Here is a 19,967-nt window from a genome sequence, read left to right as displayed (position 1 = left end):
GCCGCGACGGGTTCACGACGGCCGGTCCGGCTGGTCCTCCGATCCGCCCGCGGGACGGCGGGCGCTGCTCCGGCGGTCGTACGCCGCCTGGGCCGCCGCCCGCAGCCGTACGTAGAAGGGGTTCTCCTGGCCGGTCTGCCACATGTGCAGGTAGATCAGCATCTGGTTGAGTACGGTGTCGTACTCGACCAGGGTGCCGGAGGCGTTTCCGGCCGCCTTGCCCCAGCCGACCAGGCGCTCCTTCTGCGCGGCGGTGATTTTGCCCGCCTTTTCGAAGGAGCTCGCGTACTGCTCCAGCTTCTGCGGCTGGGCGCCGTACACCAGCTTCTCCTCCAGCATGCTCTGCTGGAAGTCGTCGAACTCGGCGTTCCCGGCCAGGGCAGCCTTCAGATCGGCGAGCGTCTGCTTGCGTTCCGCCGCCAGCGCCGTGACCTCCTGGTCGGTCGCCCCGGACTGCACCAGCTCCATCACCGGGCTGCTGCCGAAGGCCTGATGGGCCGCGACATGGGTCAGCTCGTGGGCGATGTGCCCCAGCAGGAAGGACGTGCCGCCCCTTGCCTGGGTGTCGACGTTGAACGTGAACGCCGGGTCGCCCTCCGAGGCGGCCGGGTCGAGCTTCATGCCGCCCATGCCACCCCTCGGGTACTGCATCACGGTCACGAGCGGAACGACGGCCATCAACTCCCCGATGACGGACCGCGTCTCCTCGGGCAGCGTCCCGTCCTCGCGCAGCGCCCCCAGCTTCCGGACGAAGTCCCCCATCATCGTGTGGAACGTGTCCGCGGGGATGGACTGGGCCGCCCGCTGGGCCTCACCGGCGGGCATGCGGAGGTCGAGGTCCGGGTTCTTCCCCTCGTCCCTCACCTGGTCGATCTCGGTCAGAAGGTCCCGGAAGACCGCCTCGGGATCCAACTGCCCCTGCGCCGCCTGAGCCTGCTCGCCGAGCCGCTGCGTACCACCGACCCGTGAGCCCGCGTCGCCCTTGTGAGCGACGTAGTCGCCACACGCCCTGACGATGTCCTTGAGGGCGAGGAGCCGTGCCCCCTGTCTGGCGTCGGGCAGCGCGTAGAACGCCCTGAGCGCCCTGTCCACCTTGGTGATCTCGGAGCGGCCTCGCAGTGCCGTGCCCCCCGTGCCCTGCTTGAACTCGTCCTCGGTCATCATCCGGGACGCGGTGACCATCCGGCTGACGACCGTGTTGCCCGCGGAGCCCTGTAACGCCCCGGGGGTGCGAGGTCCACGGCTGGTCCGCGCAGGCGTCACGTGCGGCGTGCCGTGGGTCGGCCCGGCGGCTTCATGGGTACGCATGGGCCCACGCTACCGTCCGGGACCGACGCCCGGGGGGCCCGCGGGATCCGGAGGGAAGCCTCCGGTCAGGAGGCGTCGGCCGGAGGCTTCTCGTCGTACTGCGACGTGCCCGAGTCCAGCAGGGGTTCCTGCGTCTTGAGGTGCGCCGGGGCGAACGCCCGCAGCGCGTGGTAGCCGGTGATCACCACGAGGGTGCCGAGCGCGATGCCGCTCAGCTCGAAGTTGTCGGTGATCTTCAGGCTGACCCCGCCGACGCCGATGATGATGCCCGCGGCAGCCGGCACGAGGTTCAGCGGGTTGCGCAGGTCCACCTTGGCGTTCAGCCAGATCTGGGCGCCCAGCAGGCCGATCATGCCGTAGAGGATGACGGTGATGCCGCCGAGCACGCCGCCGGGGATCGCGGCGACGACCGCGCCGAACTTGGGGCAGAGGCCGAAGAGCAGCGCGAAGAACGCGGCAGCCCAGTAGGCGGCGGTGGAGTAGACCCGCGTCGCGGCCATCACACCGATGTTCTCGGAGTACGTGGTGTTCGGCGGGCCGCCGACGGCCGTGGACAGCATCGAGGCGGCGCCGTCCGCGGCGATGGCGGTGCCCAGCTTGTCGTCGAGCGAGTCGCCGGTCATCTCGCCGACGGCCTTGACGTGCCCGGCGTTCTCGGCGATCAGGGCGATGACGACCGGCAGTGCGACGAGGATCGCCGACCACTCGAAGCTCGGCGCGTGGAAGGCGGGCAGCCCGACCCAGTCCGCGTCCGCCACAGCCGACAGGTCGAGCCGCCAGTGGTCGACCGCCTCGGCCCCGCCGGCCGGGGAGTGGATCTTCCCGAAGACGAGGTCGAGCACCCAGGACAGCACGTATCCGAAGACGAGGCCCAGGAAGATCGCGATGCGTGAGAAGAACCCGCGCAGACAGACCACGGCCAGACCGGTGAAGAGCATCACCAGCAAGGCAGTCCACTGATCCTGGGGCCAGTACGTCGACGCGGTCACCGGCGCCAGGTTGAAGCCGATCAGCATGACGACGGCGCCGGTCACCACGGGAGGCATCGCGGCGTGGATGATCCGCGCGCCGAACCGCTGCACCATGAGCCCCACGAGGAACAGCACGGCGCCGACGACCAGGACCGCGCCCGTGACGGTGGCGCTGGTGCCCCCGCTCGCGCGGATCGTGGCGGCCACCCCCACGAAGGAGAGCGAGCACCCCAGGTAGCTGGGCACCCTGCCCTTCGTCGCCAGGAGGAAGATGGCGGTGGCGACACCGGACATCATGATGGCGAGGTTCGGGTCCAGGCCCATCAGGACGGGCGCCACGAAGGACGCACCGAACATGGCCACCACGTGCTGGGCGCCGAGACCGAACGTGCGGGGCCAGGTGAGCCGTTCGTCGGGGCGTACCACGGCCCCCGGTGCGGGGGTCTTCCCGTCGCCGTGCAAGGTCCAGCGCACGCCGAGGCCCATGGTCGCTCCCTGATTGGTGTGTGCGGTGCGCCCTGGGGGTCCATCCGCGGAAAAAGATCAGAGCCATGGTAGTGCCGGAGGCCGGGTAGCTCGCGCTCGGCCCCGCCGGAGGCGGAATCTATCGTTCCGCCTCCGGCTCTCCGTCCGTCAGGCGCCGTGAGCCGCTGCTTCAGCCGCCCGCCTGGCTGCGGGTCGGCGCAGGCTGCGGAAGCCCGGCCTCCGCGACCTTGCGGTCGCCGGCCCGCAGCACCCCGGCACCCAGGACCAGTCCGAAGGCCAGCACCGTCACCACACCGAACGACACCAGCAGGGAGGTCGCCTCCGCCAGTGAGCCGATCGCGGACGGGGCGATGAGCCCCGAGGTGTAGGTGATGGTGGCGACGCCCGCGATGGCCCGGCTCGGGTTCGTGCCGCTGCGTCCGGCGGCCGCGAAGGCCAGCGGTACGACGACCGCCACGCCGAGGCCGAGCAGCCCGAAGCCGCACAGCGCGAGGGCCGGGCCGGAGGCCAGGACCACGAGCAGTCCGCCGACCGTGGCCAGGACGCCTCCGACGCGCACGGTCCGTACGGCCCCGAAGCGGTCGACGACCTTGTCGCCGGCGATCCGGGCGACGGCCATCATGAGGGCGAACGCGGTGGTCGACGCCGCCGCGAGCCCGGCCGAGCTTCCCATGATGTCCCGGAGGTAGACCGCGGACCAGTCCATGCTGGCCCCCTCGGCGAACACCGCGCAGAAGCCCACCGCACCGATGACCAGCGCGGACTTCGGCGGCAGGGTGAAGCGCGGCGGCGGCTCCTCGTCCGGCTCGCTGCGCAGGTCGAGGACGCCCTGGCAGGCGGCCAGGCCGAGCACCGTCAGCACCAGTGCGGCCACGGTGTGGTGCAGTCGTGCATCGGCCCCGGTGTGTGCCGCGACCGTGCCCGCCGCCGAGCCGACCAGGGCGCCCACGCTCCACATGCCGTGCAGTCCCGACATGATCGACCGGTCGAGGCGGTTCTCCACCTCCACGCCCAGCGCGTTCATCGCCACGTCCGACATCCCCGCCGCCGCCCCGTACGCGCACAGCGCGAGGCAGAGCGTGAACAGGTTGGGGGCCAGGGCGGGCAGTATCAGCGCCAGTGTCCAGAGCGCCAGCAGTCCGCGCAGGGCCGCACGGGTCCCGAAACGGTGACTGACGCGGCCGGCCAGCGGCATGGACAGCGAGGCCCCGATGGCGGGGAAGGCGAGTGCGAGGCCGAGCTGGCCCGCGCTCACCGACGCGTGCTCCTGGATCCACGGGACCCGGGTCGCGAAACTGCCGGTCACCGCCCCGTGCACGGCGAAGACCACCGCGACGGCGTATCTGGCCCGTCTGATCTGCTCCGTGCCGAAGACCGGGACCGCTGGATCCTGTGTCATACGCCGTGCCCTCCCCTGGGAATTCTCGTTCGCCGGTGCGTCCGACGCTCTTCGCGCGGTGCGGGCCGTAAACTATCAGGAAGCCTGCCTGATAAATAACCCCATGGTGGCGGTCCGCAAGCGATCTGGAAGGATCCCGGCATGCCCGCATCCCCGAGCACGGCCCGGGCCATCAACGACCGGCTCGCCCTGCGACTGTTCCAGCAGGAGGGCCCGCTGACGGCCACTCAGCTGAAGACCCTGACCGGTCTCTCCCGCCCCACGGTCGCCGATCTGGTGGACCGCCTGCAGGACGCCGGCCTGGTCCGCGTCGTCGGCGAGAGCGGCGCCGAGCGCCGCGGACCCAACGCGAGGCTGTACGGGATCGTCGCCGACCGGGCGCACCTGGCCGCCCTGGACGTCCGCACGGACAGCGTCGCCGTGGCCGTCGCCGACCTGCTGGGCGTCACGCTCGCCGAGGCCACCCTGCCGATCGGCAGCGACACCGGGACACGGCCCGCCGTCGAACGGGCCGTGGCGATGCTGGAGCGCACCGCCCGCACCGCGGGGACGGCCCCCCTCCACAGCGTCGGCATCGGCGCCCCCGGCCTGATCGACCCGGTCACCGGCGAGCTCAGGAACACCGCCGGACTCCCCGCCTGGCACAGAGGGCTGGTCACGGAGCTCCAGCAGCGGCTGTCCGCCACCGTCCTCGTGGAGAACGAGACCAACCTCGCCGCCGTCGCCGAACACCGCATCGGGGCCGCCCAGGACCGTGACACGTTCGTCCTGCTCTGGCTCGGCCACGGGATCGGCGCCGCCGTCATGCTCGACGGAAAGCTGCGTCGCGGAGCCTCGGGCGGGGCGGGGGAGATCGGTTTCCTGCCCGTGCCCGGCACCTCGGGGGTCCCCTCGGCGGTCAACTGCGACGGAGGATTCCACTCCCTGGTGGGTTCGGCCGCCGTATGCGGGCTGGCCGCGGACCACGGCATCCGGGCGTGGGGCCCCGCGGCCGACGCGGCGCAGGAACAGGACCCGGCCGCGGCGTTCGCCGTCCGGGCGGCGCTGCGCGCCGGCGACGGGAACGGCGAGGCCTTCCTGGCGGCGCTCGCCGACCGTCTCGCGATGGGAGCGGCCGCCGTCGTCTCCGTCCTCGACCCCGGCTGCCTCGTCCTGGCCGGCGAGGTCGGCCGCGCCGGCGGCGACGCGCTGGCCTCGCTGGTGGAGGAGCGGCTGGCCCGGATGTCACCGCTGCGCACGGAGGTCAGGGCGGGGACGCTGGGCGGCGGCGCGGTCCTGCGCGGCGCCCTGTTCGCCGCCCGCGAGGCGGCCCAGGAGGCGCTGTTCGGCGCGGGAGCATGACGCGCCCCGGAGGTGCGGGGACGGCAGCGGCCTATCCGGCCAGGGGGCCTGCCGTACGTGGCTGAGCACGGCTCCTCGGACGAGGCCGGAGCAAGGTGTCGGGGCCGCCGCATCCGATTCGGGCCTGGGACGGCTCCCTCACTCACCCCGATGACCGCGACGCACCGGAACTCCAATCCCTTGAAAGCGTGCATCGTGCCGATCTGCACGGTGTCCGGGTCGGCCGGCGCGTTGCCCCGGAGTCGCACGGCAGGGACGCCCGCCGCCCTGACGCGGTCCACCGCCCTGTCGCAGGTCTTGTTGAACCGGGCGCTGACACCGATCTCACCCGGCGCGATGCCGCTTCCGATCCATCCGCACACCCTCGTGACCAGGGCGTCCAGCTCGGCGTCCTCCGAGTCCCCGCCGAACGTCTCGGGCCCACTGCCGTGCAGGGTTGAACGGTAGCCGAGCAGGGTTTCGTTGCGGGCGTCGTCCGCCAGTTGTTCGAAGGGGCGGCCGACAAGAAGCGCGGTGGACCAGCTCAGGATCTCGTGGGTAGACCGGTAGTTCTTGCGCATCTTCGTGGACCGGCCGGTCACCTTCACGCCGACCGCCTTCAGGGAGACCTTCGTGTCGTAGATGCGCTGGTGAGGGTGGCCCGCGATGAACAGATCGTCCGGGCGGGCCGGAGTCGCGGCCCGCAGCAGCCGCCACTGGGCCGGGTGCAGGTCCTGGGCCTCGTCGATGACCACGTGCCTGTAGGGCGGACCGGAGGTCTCCACCAAGTCGGCGGCCTCCGCGCACCTGCCGAGGTAGGTGCGCAGCCCGTCGACGCCGAGGCGGTCGGTGAACTCCTCGACCGTGCGCCACACCGGAGCGCGGGCGGACGTGGGCAGAGCGCTCCTGCGTCCTCGTCGCTCACAGGCCTCGTACTCTTCCAGCGTCCGCAGGCTCTGGGCGAGGACCACGTGCTTGTACTCCTGCGCGAGAAACTGTGGCGTGCCGGTGAAACCGGTGGCGCGAGCCGCCCGTTCCCATCGGCTCTCCTCCTCACCGCCTCGCAGCGGCCGTCGTGACGTCGACACGGCACGTCCCGCGAACGCGTCGACGGTCATGACGTCGACACGGTCGCGCAGCACCTCGTCATCGACCAGGGCGGCGAGACCGGTGCGCAGTGCCGCGACCAGCGCGTTGGTGTACGTCGTCAGCAACACGCGCTCGCCGTCGCGCAGATGCCCCAGAAGGTGACGCACGCGGTGCAGCGCGACGACCGTCTTTCCGGTCCCGGGGCCGCCGGTCACCTGCGCGGGACCGGAGTACGAGGGGCGGTAGGCGACCTTGTGCTGCGACGGGTGGAGGAAGACCCGCCAAGCGGCGAACGGTTTGTCCAGCACGTGGCGCGTACGGCTGACGGAAGAGCTCGGTCGGATCCGGCGCTCCCTGCGGCCCCGCCTCACCCTGCGCGGGGGGCGTGCCGGGCGATGGCAGGAAGTGCCGAAGCCGCTCGTACACCTCCTGGACATCGGCGGGGCGCGCCTCCGGAGCCTTGAGCAGCAGGTGCAGGACCAGCTCCTCCAGGGATTCCGGCACATCCGGTCGCAGCAGGCGCACCGGGGTCGGAGGGGCGTTCACGTGCTGGTACATCACCATGTACTCACTGTCGGCGCTGAACAGGGCCCGGCCACAGAGTAGTTCGTGCAACACGCAGCCCAGCGCGTACAGATCGGTCTGAGGGCTGGTGCGCGCGCCGCGGACCTGCTCCGGTGTCATGTACCGGCACGTGCCGATGGGGCTGCCGGTCGCGGTCAGCTTGGTGACGTCGGTGCGCAGGATCGCCGCGATCCCGAAGTTGAGCACCTTCACCGTCCCGTCCCGGGAGACCAGGATGTTGGACGGCTTGAGATCGCGGTGGATGACGGGCACGTCGTGGGCGTACGACAGTACGGTGGCGACCTGCGCGGCGACGGCCACGGCCCAGCTGACGGGCAGCGGGCGGTCGGGATGGATGTACGCGGACAGGGGGAGGCCGTCGACCAGCTCCATGACCAGGTAGAGCCGCTCGAAGGAGTCGTCGAGCACCGCGTCGAACACCTGCGGCACGCCGGGATGCTGGATGCGCGCGGTGATGCGGGCCTCGCGCTTGAACCGCTTGGCGAATTCCTCGGCCAGCTGCGGTGAGCCGGCAACGGCCTGCCGCCGGACCACCTTCACGGCCACGGGTCGGTCCAGCACGGCGTCGTAGCCGCGCCATACGTCTCCCATACCGCCGCTGTTGAGCTCCTCCAGGAGCTCGTACCGCCCGGCGATCGGCTGCTCCGGCACCTTGCCCCCGTGTGTGCGTGTGCTGAGAGGGCCGACGCGTGCTGGCGCGCGGACCCGACGTGGTGGGGCCAAGTCTCTCCGTGCGGCGATCTCCAGTCCAGCGAAGCTGCGGGAGGGAGTGAGGGGGCGTCACTTTCCGGTCACCGAGGCGGTTTGCCGGGCGCGCATGGCTTGGCCCAAGTGCCCAGCAGTGGAGCGGTGGCTGTGCTCGGTCCCAGCGCGGGAGACCGCCGACGGGGTGGAGCATCAGCCGACGCTGATGCTCCACACGTCGCCATGCCCCAGCCATTCATCGCGTTCCTCGTGATCATTGCTGACCAGGACGGACACCCTTGTTTCTGATGCGCGATACTCCTGAAAATCACCTTGATCGATATTCTGCAGGGAAGGGGCGTCCGGCAGATTGGAAAACTCGTTGTACAACTCATCCCATGTCAGGTATTGGGGGAAGCGATCCCGCATGGCTACGCACCATCGATCGGCTATATCGCTACGGACGGCCAGCCTGTGCAGCTCGATAGAGCCCCCGGATACCCTCCAGTCCTGGTCGAGATTCAGATAGAACTCGATGAAGCCATAGTCGCGGCGCATCGAATCTCCGTCTTCGTCCACAACATCCACGAAATCAAAATCAATGGCCTGCTGAAGCGCGGTGAGAGTAGATCCAATTCCGATCCCGTACAGGCGTCCCGTTGCGATGAATGAGGCGATTAGTCCAGTGGCGCTCACGGCCACCCCTCCAGCTTATCGATGAGTGCTGTCATTTCGTCCGACCGGTTCTTCTTATTCCCCCAGTTGTGATCGAGCATATGCTCCCGGGCGGATGTGGCCTTGGTGAGCAGGTCGGCGCGGAGCTTGGGATCGGTGTTCACTGCGTCGACGGCTTCCCGGACACTTTTTTCCGAGGCCCATCCATGTTCAAGCCTGATCGGTGCGCCTGCAATGTTGCCGTTGTCGTCGACGAACACGTGAACTTCGTCCTCGAGGCCAGGTTTTTTCTTCAAGGGAATGTGAATGTGGGCGCCTTTGGTGGCCCAATCAGCTGCCACGGGAGATACGCGAATCTTGCAGGGCTTCAGGCCTAGCGGATCTGCCCATATGTGTGGATTGGTCACATATGTCAGAGCGTTGGGGGCTGGATCGAGACCCAAGGGATCAACTGTTATGTAACGGGCGGTTTCGGGGTCGTAGTACCTATGGACGTTGTAGTGCAGGCCGGTCTCGGGGTCGAAATATTGGCCGGGAAACCGAAGCGGCGTGTAGGTCCTGCTCGAAATTGTCCAAGTGGTCGTGCCCCACAGTGTTGTGCGTGCCCGCCAAGCTAGTTCGCCCGACTCGTCAATAAGTTCGCTTGGACTGCCAACCAGGTCCGTTATGATAGAGAAGAATCGTTCGTCGATGGTCTCTTGTGGTGACCCTTCCGAAAGTACACGTTCCGATTGGGTCAGTGGACGTGTGCCGTCGTGGTCCCATGTGAGCATTACGGGATTCGGGAGTCCCTGCCCGCTGGACAGTTGCTCGCAGAGGTTTCCGTCATCCCAAACGAAGGAAGTCTGTTCAAGAACCGTACTTCCGTCCTCCGTGAGGCGCTGCTTGGCTGTACGACGCCCAAGAGGATCATACAAATAGCGCCATTTCGTGCCGTCCGGCGTGCGTACAGAGGTGAGGCGGTCCTCGGCACTCCACTCGTAGCGCCACGTTTCCGGCTTCCGCGAAAGCCGCCGCTTCTGGCGGAGAACGGTCCGGCCCTGTTCGTCGTACTCGTAACGGACATCCCCCGCCGTGTTGATGCGTGTGCCTCTGTACGTGCGCGCACCCGTTGCTTCCTGCCCGGGGTGCGCTGCAGGCCAGGCCGCCTTGGTCTGATTACCTGTGCAGTCGTAAGCGTATTGCTCGGTCCAGCCCGAGGCATGCACGGCAGTGACTCGGCCGAGCATGTCCAGATCGAAGGTCCGGGGGCCGCGGACCTGATCGTCCACGCCAAGGAGGTTGCCGTCGGCGCGATACGAGTAGGCGCGGCGCTGAACGGTACGATTGGCATCTGTCACTTGCTGGTCGGTAAGCCGACCCATGATGTCAAATTTGTGTCGGAGGGTGACTGTGGCGCCGATGCGCCTCGTTACCTCCTGCCCTTCGGTGTCCCGCTCGAAGGTGAGTATGCGACCAGATGTCGTGAGCTCCCTGCGGCGGCCCGCTGCATCGTAGGACCAAGTACTGACGGCTCCGCCGGGCGTGGTTCTACCGCTCCGGCGTCCGAGGGCGTCGTGCTCGAAGGTGAGACGTCGCCCATTGACGACTTCGTATTTCAAGCGCCCGTGCCGATCTCGCACCCGGGTCAGAGCGGCGTCCGGACCTGACGCGACGGCGAGCTGGTCGAAGGAGTCGTACTCGTAGCGGGTGAGTGCTCCGTCTGCGTCCTTGCGAAGCAGTTGGCCGAGTTCATTGCGTTCGAACCGAATGGTCTGGCCGACGCCATTGGTACGGGAGGCCAGGCGGCTCGCGGCATCGTAGGTGTATGTGAGCACCCTGCCGTCGAAGTCGCACTCCCCGGTGAGGCGACCGGCCGAATCGTATTTGTAGCTCCAGCGCAGCCCTTGAGGGCTCGTCACTTCAGTCAGTTGAAGCAGCGGGTCGTGGCTGAACTCGTACCGCGCTCGATCCGGTCCGGTACGTGCCACGAGTAGGTCAAAGTCTGAGTACTCGAAGGTGGTGACGCGTCCCAGAGGGTCGGTGTGCGAGAGGCAGTTTCCTTCACCGTCGTAGGTCCAGGTCTGTTCGCTGCCATCGGCGTCTATACGATGGGTGAGTTGCCCCTCCGTGGCCCAGGTGAACCGAGTGACTGCCGACAGGGCATCGGTTATCGAGGACGGGCGGCCGTAAGCGTCGCGCTCGTAGCGCGTCGTTGCGCCCAGAGGGTCCACGATTTCGGCAGGCAGGCCAGCTTCGTCGCATCGCACCACTGTGCGGTGCCCGAGTGTATCGGTCATTGAGTTGAGGTGCCCAGCCTCATTGAATGTGTAGAAGGTCGTCACGCCTGACGGAAGGGTGACTGACGTACGGTTACCGCAGTCGTCGTAGGTCTGGCGAGTGACCGTGCCGTCCGCGCTTTTGATGCGTACAGGCAGCCCGAGGGCATTGTAATCGGCGGTCACTTCCCGCCCGTCCGGTCGGACCACCGATATGAGACGGCCATGCTCGTCGTATGTGGATCGGGTGGTGTGTCCCAGTGGATCAGTGACGGACAGCAGCCGGTGGTAGCGGTCGTGTTCGTAGCGTGTGGCCGCGCCCAAGGGGTCGATCTCGGCAACGACCTGGGCGCGGTCGTTGATCACGTATCGCGTGATGTGGCCGAGGCTGTCCGTCATGGACGTCATGCGTAGGCCCGTCTCCGGGTCGGTGTCGTCCCAGGTGAAGTGGGCTTCGAGATGGCCGTTGGTGCCGCTCTGGTACACGCAGCGGTCGTGTTCGTCGTAGACGTACTCGTACCGGCTGCCATTGGTGTCCGTCCACGCGGTGATGCGTCCCAGTTCGTCGCAGTCGAAACGCAGGGGCTTACCCGAGGAGTTGGTGACTGTGGTGAGGTGGCCGTCGGTGTAGCCGTAGCGGAGGATCTCCTGGTCGGTGCCGTCGGGGGCGGCGCCTGCCAGGTGCAGGGCGGTGACCCTGCCTTCGTGCGTGGTGAGTTTCAGGTGGTAGCCGCCGTGGTGCACGATCGAGGTCGGAGCGCCCGCCTCGTCGTGCTCGAAGGCGATCCATCGGCCGTTGCGGTCGTCGATCTGGGCCAGGAGCGCCAGGTCTCCGGTGGGCTGGTCGACGAAGTGCCGGACCTGGCCGGTTTCCGGGTCGGTGATGGTGTAGCCGTCGGCCACCCGGTCCAGGGGCCAGCGTCGGCCGTGCGTGGGCATGACGGGGGCGCCGGGTGCCGGGTGTGGGTATGCGAGCAGGCTGCCCTCGTTGCAGCTGAACACCACGCCTTCCGCGTCGATCTCCAGGCGTTGGTCGACCGTGCTCGACCAGCCGGAGCCGAACCAGCGGCCGGCGCGGTGCGAGGAGTCGAAGACGCGCTCGAAGACGAGGGGCAGTGATCCCGGCAGCACGATGTCGGTCTGCGGGAGCAGCATGCGCCCGGTCGCGACGTCGACGGGGTCTCCGGCGCATTTGACCTTGCTGCACTGGTTGGCGTTGGAGTCGGGGGCGTTTTCGTGTCCATGCCGGTTCTTGCCGCCGGGGTTCTTGACCAGGTCCTTCATACCGGCCCGCAGGCCGCCCTTGATGAAGCCCCCGCCCTTGGTACCGAACAGCTCGGGAATGAGTCGGCCTGCGAATTCCGAGGGGTCGCCCTTGGCCGCGTCCCAGGCGTTCTTCAGCGCGCGGTCGGGGTTGGTGACGGTGGTGACGAGGCCGGCGAGCGTCATGTTGACGCCCTTGTAGTACTCGGCCGGGTGCGTCAGGTTGTACGGGTCGGTCGGGTTGACCGAGCGGACGAAGTTCAGCAGCCCAGCGGTGCCCTTGACGGCACCGCCGACGACGTGGGTCAGCTCCATGGACTGGCCGACGCCCAGGTCGATGAGATCCTGCTTCGCCCGGTCCAAACCGGTCGGTTCCTTCGGAGCGTGCGCCATCGCGGCGGTGATCGCACCCTTGGCCGCCTCGGCAGCCTCGTTACGCGCCCGTCGGGCACGCTGAAGAATCTCCTGGGCGTGCCGACGCTTGGCCGCGCCCGGATCGGAGAACTTTCCCGGATGCGGGAGCGGATGGTCGGTGTTGCGGACCGCGTTGTACGCCTCCGCCTTCGCCTTGAAAGCGGCCGCCGCAGTCTCGTAGTCCTGCTTGCCCTCCTTGAAGAGAGCGATCGCCTCACCGGCCTTGGCCTGCGCGCTGGTGACCGTACCCGCGTACGTCTCCAGAGCCTTGGCCGCGTCCTCGAACGCACCCGCCGCGCGCAGCCAGTCGGTGGGCAGCGTCTGGAACTTGGCGCGGAAGGCGTCGGCGGCCTCTCCCTTCCAATGGCCGGAGTCCAGCTTCTTCATCCCGCCGCCGACCAGATCGAACGCCTTCTGGAAGTCCCGGAGGTTCTTCACCGCCGCGCTGATCTTCTCCGGCCTGCCATGGATCAGCTCATCCGCTTCCTCGGTGTGACCGAGCTGCTGCTCCCCGACCTCCGCACCCAGCGAGGAGGCGGTCTCATCGCCCCAGTCCTCGACCGCATCCGCCCACTGATCCGCACCGACCTTCTCCAGGCCCGCGCCGAGCGCATCGGTGCCCTTGTCGATCCCAGTGCCGACGATCTCCTTGCCCTTGTCGACCAGATCGCCCGCACCGTCGTACAGGTCCCCGGCGAACTTTCCCCAGTCCGTCATCAGTTGCCCTGCCCCCACCGCGGCTGCTCAGCCTGATCGAGAATCTCCTGGGACGGATCGAGCTTCTCCTTGAGCGTCTCGTCCATCTCTGCGCGCCGCTCCGGGGAGATGAGCCCGGAGTTCTCCCAGGAGTCGAGCAGCGCGTCCTCGCCGTCGTACATCGTGTCCCGCCAGGTCTGGCCCACCTCGTCGTTGGCCTCGGTCATCGAGTCCCAGCTCCAGTCCGCACCGTCGTAGGCAGACTGCCGGCTGACCGAGTCCCAGCTCATCGCCTTGACCTCGTCCTCGGACGCATGAGGATTCCCGTTCAGGGAGTTCACACCGATCTTGATCGAGTCCTTGACGTACTGCTCCTGCTCCGCATACGAACCCGCCGACAGGCCGACGCCGAGGGCGAAGCCATTGCCCTTCTGCGTCAGGGCACGGACACCCCACTCCCACCGGTTGCAGAACGTCTCGAACTCCGACGTCAGCCCGCCGTGCCCCAGCTCCAGCCCCGACAACGCGAGATCCGAGAACCCCCGGCCCACCGACGCCTCACCGATGAAGCCGAGTTCCTTCAACTCCGCATGCGCCAGGTCGATCCCCTTGGCGATCTCCGCCAGCGCCTCCGGCGGCACCTGAAGATCCGCGTTCTCCCCGCTCACTGCATCCCCCCGAGATCAACCGCAACCGCATCCGGCACAATGCCCGCCACCGGCGGGAACAACATCCCGTCCGTACTGCCCGCATCCAGCGCCACCCCCGCAGGACCCGGCAGCGAAGGCACCATTACATCCAGCAACCTGGCGCCCAGAACGGTCTGGTACGCCCACTCCCGCCCGGACTCACCACGAGCCAACGCAAACCGGGCCAACGCCTCCTCGTCCGAGAAGGCACAGATCCACCGCACACCGTTCTGTTCCGCAGACCACAGGTCACCGACCTCGTCCAGAGGCACCAGCACCGCCGTACGCCGGAACTCACCCAGCAACACAGCAAACTCCCGCCGAGCCGCACGCAACTGTTCCTGTTCGGCCCCCACCGACGTCACAAGAGGCGCTCGCTCGGCGGGCGGCCCTGAAAGATCATCCAGGTCCGCCAGCCGTGACCGCCTGCGCTGCTGCTCCGGTATCCCGTCCCCACCCGTGGTCATGCGCAGGATCATCACACGCACGGATTTTCGAGTGCAACGTGACATCGCCTACTGGCTGGATCCTGCCGCTACGAGCGCGGGGAGACTTCCAGAACCGCCCACACCGTCTTTCCCGGCCCATCCGCGCAGGGGTACCAGCCCCAGCGGTCGGCGAGGGCTGCGACCAACAGGAGGCCGCGGCCGCCCTCCTGATCGGGCGAGTCCGGGTCGGCGGGGGCGGGGAGGCGTTCGCCCCGGGTGTCGGTGACCTCGATGCGGACAGCCGTGCCTTCGGCGGAGAGGCGGAGGCGGAAGTCGCGGCCGGACACGTGACCGTGGCGCACCGCGTTGCTGCTGAGCTCGGCAACGGTCAGCAGCAACGCATCGTGCGCATCACTCCCGTACGGAATGCCCCAGGTGTCGAGGCGTTCACCGGCCAGGCGCCGTGCAAGTCGGGCGCCGCGCGGGGTGCAACTGAAACGCATCGTGAAGTGGTGCCAGGGGAAACGGGTGCGAGGGGTACGGGCCGGGCGGACGGGAAGGGGCGGTTGCGTGCTGGTCATTCCTCAACGTTGCTCCGCCATGCCTGAAGGTGGCCAGTGGTGACGTGCTGTCATGGAGCGCCTGTACGCGGTGTGTGTGAAGCCTGTACGCACGAGGGGCAGGCGGGAATGCGCGAGGTCAGTTGACTTGGAGCCTGCCCTGCGCCGTCGGTCGCCTCGGTCCAGTCGATTTCGCGGAGCTTGGGTCGGTGCACCCGTTCTCCCCCTCATGGCCTGCCCCGGCCGGGTCAGGGCAGGCGGGTCAGGTCGCGGAGGTGTCCGACCAGCGTGTGTACGTCGCGTTCGGCAGGTGGAGTGGCGAGCGCCTCGGGCGGGGTGGTCCGGCAGGGGCGGCACAGGCCGTCGGGGAGGGCTTCGGGTGCGCCGGGGCGGCCGCATTCGGTGCATTCCGCCAGCAGGCGGCTTCCCGGGGCGGCGGCCGAGGCAGGAACCGGGCTGCTGGTCACCTGGGGCGGGAGCTTGTCGGTGAGGCGGCGGCGTAGGAGGCCGATGGGGGAGTCCACCTGCGCGGGGAGGCCTTGGAGGGGCTAGGCGATTCCACGGGTGGAGGGGATGGACGAGCGTCGGCCCGCTTGTACCCACTCTTTGGAGGGACCTGCCTGCGGAACGCTGTGCAGGCGTGCGAGCAGGTGATTACGGTGCCCGAGCGGGACGAGACAAGGCGGGCGCGGTGGTTTCGGGGCCGCAGACGTGGGTGGGTGACGTCGTCCTGCCGGTTGCGCTGTGAAGTGCCGGCTGTTGTGTGACGGTTGAGCGCGACGGACGTGGTGCGTGTGCGTACGGGGACAGGCGGTGGCGGATGACGCAGGACGAGATGGATGCGGGCGTGGGTACGGAGGAGGGCGCGGAGCGCTCGTCGGGCGCCACCGCCCGGCCGGAGGGCAAGGCGGAGAACGGTGTAGCGGTCGCGTTCGGGCGGCAGTTGAAGCTGCTGCGGATGAGGGCGGGGCTGGACCGGGTGGAGTTCGGCAAGCGAGTGGGATACGCGGCGCAGTCGGTGGCCTCGTTCGAGCAGGGGCGGCGGATTCCGCAACCGGAGTTCATCGACAAGGCGGACCTGGTGCTGGACGCCGGGGGACTGCTGGTGGCGTTGAAGGAGGAGCTGGCGCGGTCGCAGTATCCGGCGTTCTTCCGGGACATGGCGCGGCTGGAGGCTGAGGCGGTCGAGCTGTGCGCGTACGACACGCACATGGTCAAGGGCCTGTTGCAGACCGAGGAGTACACGCGCGCTGTTCTCGCCATGCGACGACCGTTGCTCGACGAGGACACCATCGAGCAACGGGTATCTGCGCGCTTGGCACGGCAGGAGATTTTCAGCCGCTGGCCCGCACCCCTGATGAGCTTTGTTGTGGAGGAGCCCGTTCTGCGACGCCCGTTGGGCGGTCCAGCCGTTCTGCGTGGCCAGTTGGCACAGCTGCTGAAGTTCGGCCGGTTCCGAAATGTTGAGATCCAAGTGATGCCGCTCGATCGCGACGACAACGCCGGGGTGGACGGTGCCTTCACAGTGGTTACGCGCAAGGGCGGGGAACAGCTTGTGTATACCGAGGCGCAAGGGCGCAGTAATTGGCTAAGCGATCGGGACGAGACGCGGCTCGCCGCAGCCCGCTATGGGATCATCCGGAGCCAGGCTCTCACTCCGCGAGAGTCCTTGGGGTTCATCGAGAAGTTGCTGGGAGAGCTATGAACACCGCCGAAGTCTCTGCCTCGCAGGAGCTTGCTTGGCACAAGAGCAGCTACAGCGGGGCTGAAGGTGGCGACTGCGTTGAGGTCGCCTGGCGTAAGAGCAGTTACAGCACCGGCAACGGTGGCGAGTGCGTGGAGTTTGCCGCCGCCGCCAACCACGTGCACATCCGCGACTCCAAGCAGGCCGGCGGCCCCGTGCTGACGGTCGGCCCCGGAGCGTGGGCCGGGTTCGTCGGGCTCGTCGTCGGCTGAGGAGCGTCCGCGGGAGGGCCCCATCGCACGCCGAACCGGCGTCGCGTCGGGTCCCTCCCGTACGTACTGGGACCTACTCGTCCACGTTCTCCTCGCGGCGGATCATTCGCCACGCGGCCCGTCGAGCGCTGCGGTCCAGGCTGGACCGGAAACTCTTGTCGGGGCCGAAGTGCTGACGCCCTGTGCCGGCGGTCGTCTCGATGTGGTCGGCCTTGTCGGCGAAGGTCCGGTCGAAGACCTTGCCGAAGTTGCGGCGCCGGTGCTGCGCCGGCGTCCGGGTGGTGGCGTGCCGGCCGGACAGGGGTGCGCCCGCGGCACGCGCGTGCCCCGCGGCGACCGGCGTCCTGCCGGTCACCGCGGGGCGGTGTGGTGCGGGAGCGGTGGTGTCAGCAGGCGCCGAGGTCCTGCCAGACCCCCCACTCACCGGTGGTGCCGGGGGTCTCGCCCTTGGTCCACCACCGGGCCTTCCAGGTGTGCGAGCCGTGGCTCACCGTCGTACCGCCTCCGTACTCGGCCGTTGCGCTCCACGCCGCCGCGGAGCAGCTGCCGCCGCCCGGGGTCGGGGTCGGGCTCGGCGTCGGGGTGGCCGTCGAGGACGGGGTGGGAGTCGGGGTCGGGGTCGGCGTGCTCCCCGTCCCCGGCTGGACCACGGTGGTGCCGCGGGCCAGGTCACCGGCGAGGGCGTACGTGGACCCGCCGAAGGTCACCGTCCAGTTGGACGGGGTGGACGTCGGGAGGTAGTAGACGAAGTCCAGCTGTACGGAGGCTCCCGGAGCCAGCGTCTGCCAGGACGGCAGCTTCAGGGAGACGCGGTTGTAGTCGCCCTTCAGCCCGCCGACGTTGCCGGCCGCGGTGTGGTCGCTGCGCACGATCTTCGTGCCGAAGCCGGACTGGTCCTTGGCGTTGGCCGGCGCGGAGGTCGCGTAGTCGAACTGGAACTCCGTGCCGCCGGGCAGCGTCGCGGTGGTGTTGTTGGTGATCTTCAGCTTCGGGCTGATCGGGTAGTTCGAGTCGCCCAGCGGGAACTGGTCGAAGGACACGTCGATGTCGAGCGCTTCGGACGGCAGGTCGATCGTGGACCGCTTCGCGCCGTACGGGGAGGCCGACTTGAAGGCGTCGTACAGCGACGAGGTCAGGGTGGACCCCGGTCCGTACTGGCCCTTGGCCGCGTCGTAGGCGTAGTCGCCCGCGAGCTCCCAGATCATCGTGCCGCCCATGCCCTGGTCGACGACGTAGTCGGCCTTGGCGGCCACCGACTGCTCGTCCTCGGTGGACAGGAACACCTTCTTCTGGGCGTTCCACAGCCAGGGCGCGACGAGCGTCGAGTCGTAGTTGCGGGCGTAGGTGCCGGTCAGCTTCGTGGACGCGGGGAGGCCGTACTGCGTGACGTAGTCGCCGACGACGCCCTTCTCCAGGTTCTTCGCGTGCCACATCGGGTTGGATCCGGCCGGGGACTCCTTGCCGTTCGTGTCCAGGTCGTGCCAGAGGTTGTCGATGCCGACCGCTCCGTCACCGCACTTGGTCAGGCCCGCGCCCGCCGGGCAGTCCGTGGTGGCGGCCTTGCCCCAGAGTCCGTTCGTGCCGCCCTGCACGTTCTTGAAGCCGCGGGTGTAGTAGGGCAACCCGATGTTGATGCGGCCGGCCGGCATGGAGCCGCGGAAGTAGTGGTAGGCCCAGTCCGTGTTGAGGTATCCGACGCCTCCGTACTGGGAGGTCGAGTAGACACCGGCCTGTGCCAGTTCGGCGTCCTTGCCGTCGTCGAAGAGTGAGGCGTTGGGGCCGACGTACTCGTTCCAGGCGCCGTGCAGGTCGTAGGACATGATGTTCACGTAGTCCAGGTACTTCTGGACCTGGAAGGTCTCCATCCCGCGCAGCAGATAGCCGGAGGAGGGGGCCGCGACCGTCAGCAGGTAGTGCTTGCCGTCGGCGGCGGAGGCGCGGTCGAGCTTCTCGCGCAGCGTCTTCATCAGGGCGCCGTAGCTCTTGACGAGACCGGCGCGACGGGCGTTGGCCAGGGTGTGGTCCAGCGGGTTGCCCGCGTCCTTCATCGTCGTCGGGTACTCGTAGTCGATGTCGACCCCGTTGAACCCGTACTTCTTGATGAAGGCGACGGTGGAGTCGGCGAAGGTGTTGATGCCGCTCTGGTTCACCGAGCCGTCGGCGTTCGTGGTCATCGAGTAGAAGCCGCCCGAGTCCACCCGGTCGCCCTTGTCGTCGAAGTAGCCGCCGGTCTCGGCCCAGCCGCCCACCGAGACCAGGGTCTTCACGTCCGGGTGCTGCTTCTTGAACTTGTTGAGCAGGTTGAAGTGGCCCTTGTAGGGGAGGGCGGGGTCCATCTCGGCTCCCGCCACGCCCGGCCAGGTCATTCCGGTGGAGGCGTTGCCGGGGCCGTCCGCGCCCACGGAGATCTTGTTCCCGCCGTCGACGTGCGCGAACGCGTAGTTCAGGTGGGTGACCTTGTCCCACGGGATGTCCGAGGCGAGGTAGGCGGGCTTGCCGTCCTTGCCGGTACGCCAGTTCGTGAAGTACCCGATGACGCGCCGCTGGTGGTCGGCGCCCATCTTCTCGCGGCCTTCGGTGTCGTAGACGGAGCAGTAGGGCACGTCGACGCCGGGGGTCTCGTAGAGCCCGTCGGGGCGGCAGGACTCCTGGTCGGCGGCGGCGGCCGACGGTGACGCGGTGAGAGAGCCCAGCAGCAGGCCGGCGGCGGCGCCGGCAGCCAGCAGGGTGGTTCTCACGCGGGTGGGGGACAGCATGTGTTGTTCCTCCTGGGGAGGTCGGCAGAACACAACTGGCTAAGGGGATGGGTTGTGCGGTGTACCGGGTGTGCGCACACCCGGAAGCGTTCCTCGGAGGTGACGCAGAGATTAAGAGGACTAGACCAATGAGTCAATAGGTCTGGACCATCTCGTGAGTGCTGTCCCTGCCCGGCGCCGCTCCGGAGGGCTGTGAGCCGTCCCACAGAAGTCACCCGCATGTGGGGTTGTGTGACGTGGCACAATGGCCCTGTACCAGCAGCAGCGCACTCCGGGGTCGGTGTAATTCCGAACCGGCGGTTATAGTCCGCGACCCGTCCGCATCCAGCGGCCGGTTGACCAGGTGAGATTCCTGGACCGACGGTGAAAGTCCGGATGGGAGGCAGTGCGCGGCGGGTTGTCACAGGTACGCCGCCGTCGGCGGACGTGG

The 19,967-nt window shown here is 68.4% G+C and carries 14 protein-coding genes, 2 pseudogenes and 1 riboswitch; of the genes and pseudogenes, 3 read left to right on the top strand and 13 right to left on the bottom strand.

Annotated elements, in window-relative coordinates; all coding sequences use genetic code 11:
- Positions 1 to 12: 12 nt before the first annotated feature.
- From ACIRJR_RS21415 to ACIRJR_RS21405, 3 genes are all read right to left on the bottom strand, one after another.
- A complete protein-coding gene (locus ACIRJR_RS21415) occupies positions 13 to 1,308 on the bottom strand; it encodes a hypothetical protein (protein WP_403783095.1) in 1,296 nt (431 codons plus the stop codon).
- Between the two features lie 65 nt (positions 1,309 to 1,373).
- Positions 1,374 to 2,765 carry a uracil-xanthine permease family protein gene (locus ACIRJR_RS21410; protein WP_403783091.1) on the bottom strand — a complete coding sequence of 464 codons (1,392 nt, stop codon included), beginning with the start codon at positions 2,763 to 2,765 and terminating at the stop codon, positions 1,374 to 1,376.
- Positions 2,766 to 2,934: 169 nt separating this feature from the next.
- A complete protein-coding gene (locus ACIRJR_RS21405; protein WP_403783088.1) occupies positions 2,935 to 4,164 on the bottom strand; it encodes an MFS transporter in 1,230 nt (409 codons plus the stop codon).
- A gap of 141 nt (positions 4,165 to 4,305) precedes the next feature.
- Between ACIRJR_RS21405 and ACIRJR_RS21400 the strand changes: the two genes are divergently transcribed.
- Positions 4,306 to 5,505: an ROK family transcriptional regulator gene (locus ACIRJR_RS21400; RefSeq protein WP_403783085.1), complete on the top strand. Its 1,200-nt coding sequence runs from the start codon at positions 4,306 to 4,308 to the stop codon at positions 5,503 to 5,505.
- Positions 5,506 to 5,624: 119 nt separating this feature from the next.
- Here ACIRJR_RS21400 and ACIRJR_RS21395 read toward each other — a convergent pair.
- The 8 genes and pseudogenes from ACIRJR_RS21395 to ACIRJR_RS21360 all read right to left on the bottom strand — a co-directional run.
- Positions 5,625 to 6,887, bottom strand: a pseudogene (locus ACIRJR_RS21395) (UvrD-helicase domain-containing protein); the annotation flags it as partial.
- Positions 6,814 to 7,749 (bottom strand): annotated as a pseudogene (locus ACIRJR_RS21390) (serine/threonine-protein kinase); the annotation flags it as partial. The pseudogenes ACIRJR_RS21390 and ACIRJR_RS21395, both read right to left, overlap by 74 nt.
- A gap of 306 nt (positions 7,750 to 8,055) precedes the next feature.
- Positions 8,056 to 8,538, bottom strand: coding sequence for a hypothetical protein (locus ACIRJR_RS21385; protein ID WP_403783082.1), 483 nt, complete (start codon positions 8,536 to 8,538; stop codon positions 8,056 to 8,058).
- The gene (locus tag ACIRJR_RS21380) at positions 8,535 to 13,169 is read right to left on the bottom strand and encodes a putative T7SS-secreted protein (RefSeq protein WP_403783078.1); all 4,635 of its coding nucleotides are present in this window, start codon (positions 13,167 to 13,169) and stop codon (positions 8,535 to 8,537) included. Before ACIRJR_RS21380 ends, ACIRJR_RS21385 begins: the two co-directional genes overlap by 4 nt.
- The gene (locus ACIRJR_RS21375) at positions 13,169 to 13,816 is read right to left on the bottom strand and encodes a hypothetical protein (protein ID WP_403783075.1); all 648 of its coding nucleotides are present in this window, start codon (positions 13,814 to 13,816) and stop codon (positions 13,169 to 13,171) included. Before ACIRJR_RS21375 ends, ACIRJR_RS21380 begins: the two co-directional genes overlap by 1 nt.
- Positions 13,813 to 14,304: an SseB family protein gene (locus tag ACIRJR_RS21370; protein WP_403783639.1), complete on the bottom strand. Its 492-nt coding sequence runs from the start codon at positions 14,302 to 14,304 to the stop codon at positions 13,813 to 13,815. The genes ACIRJR_RS21375 and ACIRJR_RS21370 overlap by 4 nt, the downstream gene beginning before the upstream one ends.
- Before the next feature lie 68 nt (positions 14,305 to 14,372).
- Positions 14,373 to 14,846, bottom strand: coding sequence for an ATP-binding protein (locus ACIRJR_RS21365; protein WP_403783072.1), 474 nt, complete (start codon positions 14,844 to 14,846; stop codon positions 14,373 to 14,375).
- Between the two features lie 227 nt (positions 14,847 to 15,073).
- Entirely contained in the window at positions 15,074 to 15,349 is a 276-nt protein-coding gene (locus ACIRJR_RS21360; protein WP_403783069.1) for a hypothetical protein, read from the bottom strand.
- A gap of 296 nt (positions 15,350 to 15,645) precedes the next feature.
- Here ACIRJR_RS21360 and ACIRJR_RS21355 point away from each other — a divergent pair, with 296 nt between their 5' ends.
- On the top strand, positions 15,646 to 16,530 hold the full coding sequence (locus ACIRJR_RS21355) for a helix-turn-helix domain-containing protein (RefSeq protein WP_403783066.1): 885 nt from the start codon (positions 15,646 to 15,648) through the stop codon (positions 16,528 to 16,530).
- Entirely contained in the window at positions 16,527 to 16,781 is a 255-nt protein-coding gene (locus tag ACIRJR_RS21350; RefSeq protein WP_403783063.1) for a DUF397 domain-containing protein, read from the top strand. Before ACIRJR_RS21355 ends, ACIRJR_RS21350 begins: the two co-directional genes overlap by 4 nt.
- 73 nt (positions 16,782 to 16,854) lie before the next feature.
- Here ACIRJR_RS21350 and ACIRJR_RS21345 read toward each other — a convergent pair whose 3' ends face one another.
- Together ACIRJR_RS21345 and ACIRJR_RS21340 are read right to left on the bottom strand one after the other, a co-directional pair.
- Positions 16,855 to 17,136 (bottom strand): hypothetical protein, encoded by a 282-nt coding sequence (locus tag ACIRJR_RS21345; RefSeq protein WP_403783671.1) that lies wholly within the window; start codon positions 17,134 to 17,136, stop codon positions 16,855 to 16,857.
- A 31-nt stretch (positions 17,137 to 17,167) separates the two neighbouring features.
- Complete coding sequence (locus tag ACIRJR_RS21340) at positions 17,168 to 19,537, bottom strand: chitinase C-terminal domain-containing protein (RefSeq protein WP_403783060.1); 2,370 nt, start codon at positions 19,535 to 19,537, stop codon at positions 17,168 to 17,170.
- 262 nt (positions 19,538 to 19,799) lie between these two features.
- Positions 19,800 to 19,930, top strand: a riboswitch (FMN riboswitch).
- The last annotated feature ends 37 nt before the right edge of the window (positions 19,931 to 19,967 follow it).

It is taken from the genome of Streptomyces sp. NPDC102402, from assembly GCF_044765765.1.
Classification (GTDB): domain Bacteria; phylum Actinomycetota; class Actinomycetes; order Streptomycetales; family Streptomycetaceae; genus Streptomyces.
This window is presented reverse-complemented; position numbering and strand designations above follow the sequence as displayed.